The sequence below is a fragment of the Actinocrinis sp. genome, assembly GCF_035650855.1.
In the GTDB taxonomy this organism is placed as follows: domain Bacteria; phylum Actinomycetota; class Actinomycetes; order Streptomycetales; family Catenulisporaceae; genus Actinocrinis.
Genome location: NZ_DASRGV010000129.1, coordinates 1 through 3,253, shown reverse-complemented (window position 1 = coordinate 3,253; position 3,253 = coordinate 1). Strand labels below are relative to the sequence as shown.

2 protein-coding genes and 2 pseudogenes are annotated in these 3,253 nt (G+C 69.3%); 1 reads left to right on the top strand and 3 read right to left on the bottom strand.

What is annotated here, in order from left to right; all coding sequences use genetic code 11:
* Together VFB40_RS10265 and VFB40_RS10260 are read right to left on the bottom strand one after the other, a co-directional pair.
* Window positions 1–183: hypothetical protein (locus tag VFB40_RS10265; RefSeq protein WP_324849299.1), on the bottom strand; the 183-nt coding region annotated here is incomplete at its 3' end.
* 122 nt (window positions 184–305) lie between these two features.
* Window positions 306–1,367, bottom strand: a pseudogene (locus VFB40_RS10260) (arabinofuranosidase catalytic domain-containing protein); the annotation flags it as partial.
* Between the two features lie 477 nt (window positions 1,368–1,844).
* On the opposite strand from VFB40_RS10260, the gene VFB40_RS10255 reads away from it, so the two are divergent.
* A complete protein-coding gene (locus VFB40_RS10255) occupies window positions 1,845–3,041 on the top strand; it encodes an ROK family transcriptional regulator (RefSeq protein ID WP_324849295.1) in 1,197 nt (398 codons plus the stop codon).
* A 6-nt stretch (window positions 3,042–3,047) separates the two neighbouring features.
* Here the strand turns inward: VFB40_RS10255 and VFB40_RS10250 are convergent.
* Window positions 3,048–3,253, bottom strand: a pseudogene (locus tag VFB40_RS10250) (carbohydrate ABC transporter permease); the annotation flags it as partial.

The window sequence follows — 3,253 nt, the reverse complement described above, 5'->3', positions numbered from 1 at the left end:
GCCGTCCGTCTCCACCACCGCGACCGGCGAGAGGCGAAACGCCCACCGACCGCTCAGATCGATCCGCGCCGCATCCGAACGCAGCGCCGCGCGAGCCGCCACAGCACCGTAACCCGGCGAATACTCCTCGAAATAACGCATGAACGCACGACTTTCGCGACACGATCGGCCATTACCAAACATGACCGTAGCGTCGATCGGCGCTCACGGGAAGACGGCCCGTGGATCTTGAGCCGGGCGGGTCGCGCCTGCCGCCTGACCCGAACACCGGGCGGCAGGAGGCAGGCGCGACGGGCCTATCAGTGGTATGCGACGGAGACGATGTTTGCCTGCACCGCGCTCTCCGCGGAGTCTGACGGGTAGCCGCTGGTCATGACGCCTTCGTAGAAGGTGCCCGCGGAGCCGTGGCTGTTGTCGCCGCCGATGCCCAGGATGATGGCGCCCTGCTTGTGCATCGGGTTGTAGCCGCCGGAGGGCCGCACCCCGTTGAAGTACGTGGACAGGCCGCCGGACTGGGCGTTGCCGGCCTTGATGGCCCAGTGGTTCTGTCCGCCGTTGATGATCGCGGTCAGGTAGCGGTGGCTCACGCTCGGGTCGCCCGCGTTGTAGCCGTGGTTGGAGCCGGAGTACAGGCCGTTCTCCAGGTCCGCCATCACCCACGGGCCGTTGCCGGTGCCGTAACCCCAGACCTTGATGTTGCCGAAGTAGACGGCCTCCATGGTGCCGTTGCCGTCATCGTGCGCGTTGGTCTCCGCGTTGCCGTAGTCGAAGCAGCAACCGCCGTTGTAATGCGTGCCGTCGAGCACCGCGTAGATGCCTTCCGAGCTGTCGCCGGTCGCGACGCCGTTCGTGCTGTCGTCGCGATAGCCGGTTCCCGAGGGGATGTAGACGCCGTAGGCCTTGTGGCCGCCGACGGTCGTGGGCGCGGCCTTGGCGTTCGCGAGGTTGTCGTAGCCTCCCGCGGCCGGGCCGGGGAACGCTCCGCCGGGCGCCTGGGTGAGGTTGTTGTGGTGCGAGGTCTGGTCGTAGATGATCGTGATCACGCAGTTGGTGTTGGCACAGAAGGAATCCTGCGCCGCCGCGTTCGCGTAACCGCCGGTGCTCAGCACCCCGATGTTCAGCGTGTGGTTGTCCGAGGAGCGCCGCACCTGGTACAGCGAACCGTTGTAGGACGCGAACAAAGCCCGCGTGGTGCTGTGCGCCGCCACACACGGGGTTCCGGCCGAGGCCAGGATGTCACACGGCAGGCTGGTCGCAGCGGACGCCGGCTGCATCGCCAACGCGCTCAGACCGGTGCCGGCCAGCGTCGCCGCGGCGGCGGCCAGCGCCAGCCGACGACGGCGCGTTCGTATTCTCTGTGCCCTCATGGTGGAACTCCGTTCTTCGAAGTGGGTAAGCCGAGGCGGTCGGCGGAGGCGAGCACCGCTCAGCGATCGGCTGCGCGGACGGCGGAGGTCGCAGGAGGCTGACATCCGATTGTGAGCGCTAACATTCCGAGGCGGATTCCACACGGGATGCAGTTCTCGGTCACTTCCGCACGTCCTTGGGCGAGTGTGGGTATCGGACGGCGGGCCGCGCTGCTTCGTCAGGGCCCGCTGTCGCGCGGTCGCGGGGACCGCACGCCAGATGCTGGGGCCGCGTCGCCTGACGCGTCAACAGAATGAACAAATGCGTCCGCAATGTGCTCTTTGCGTGTCGAACTATCGTCGAATATTGATGATCGCCCGACCTCGCCGTGACCGCGCGGCGAGCTGCGCCCCTGCTCGCGAAATCGACAGGACGTCGTTTGTTCGACTCTTGCCGCCCTACCGACACCGGTGTAAACAACAGCTGTGCAGATGCGCATGCCGGAGAGCCGTATCGGCAACCGGGACCGGGTCATCGAGCTGCTGCGCACCCACGGCGCGCTCACCCGAGCCGATCTCGCCCGGTCGCTCGACCTCTCACGGGCCACGGTGTCGAACGTCGTCGCCGCGCTGCACCAAGAGGGTCTCGTCGTGGAGACCGAGAGCACTGATACCAGCGCCCCGCCGCGTCAGGGCCGCCCGGGCGCTCTGCTCACGCTCAATCCCTCGGCCGGAGTCATCGTCGGCATCGACTTCGGGCACACCCACGTGCGGGTCATCGTCGCCGACCTGGCGCACACGGTGCTGGCCGAGAACACCCGGAGGCTGGTCAGGGACCACGACGCGCGCCACGCCCTGCGGACCGCGATCGCGATGGCCGAGGAGACGCTCGCGGCCTCCAGGGTGGACCGCTCGAAGGTGATCGGCGTCGGCGCGGGCGTGCCCGGACCGGTCAACACCCTGACGGGCGCGGTCGGTTCGTCGAGCATCGCGCCGAGCTGGGTGGGCCTGCGCCCGGGCGACGAGCTCGCCAACGGCCTCGGCCTGCCGGTGCTGGTGGACAACGTGGGGAACCTCGGCGCGCTGGCCGAGGTCACCTGGGGCGCGGGCCAGGGCGCGCAGGTCGCGGTGTACATCAAGCTCGGCACCGGCGTCGGCGCCGGCTTCGTGCTCAACGGCCGGATCTTCCGGGGCGCCTGCGGCACCGCGGCCGAGATTGGGCACATGACCGTCGATCCGGCCGGGCAGATCTGCCGCTGCGGGAACCGCGGTTGCCTGGAGACGTACGTCAGCCTGCCGGCGCTGGTCGGCCAGCTGCGCACCCACTACGGCGCCGACCTGACGACCCAGGACGTGGTCGCGCTGGCCCTCGCGGGCGACCGGGCCTGCGCCCGCGTGCTGGCGGACGCGGGACAGCGGGTCGGCGCCGCCTTGGCGATCATCTGCAACCTGTTCAACCCCGACCGGGTGATCATCGGCGGCGACCTGGCGGCAGCCTGCGACATCGTGCTGCCGCCGCTGCGCAACGCGCTCGACCGCGACGCGTTGCCGTTCGCCGGTGCGCACGTCACGGTGTGCAAGGGCCAGCTCGGCGACCGGGCCGTCGCCCTCGGCGCGATCGCGACCGTGCTGCAGGCGACGACACGGCTGGTCAGCGCGCCGCCGTCCGCGATGCCGGCCGCCATGCGTCGCTGATGTTCGTCAGTCCTTGACGGCGCCGGTGGTGATGCCGGCGGCGACGTACCGCTGGGCGATGATCAGCAGCGCGGTGGCGGGGATGGAGGCGACCACGGCGGTGGCCATGATCGCGTTCCACTGCTGGTTGTTGTTGCCGATGTAGTGGTAGATGCCCAGGGTGATCGGCTGGCGTCCGCCGCCGGAGTCCAGGGTGCTGGCGAAGATGAAGT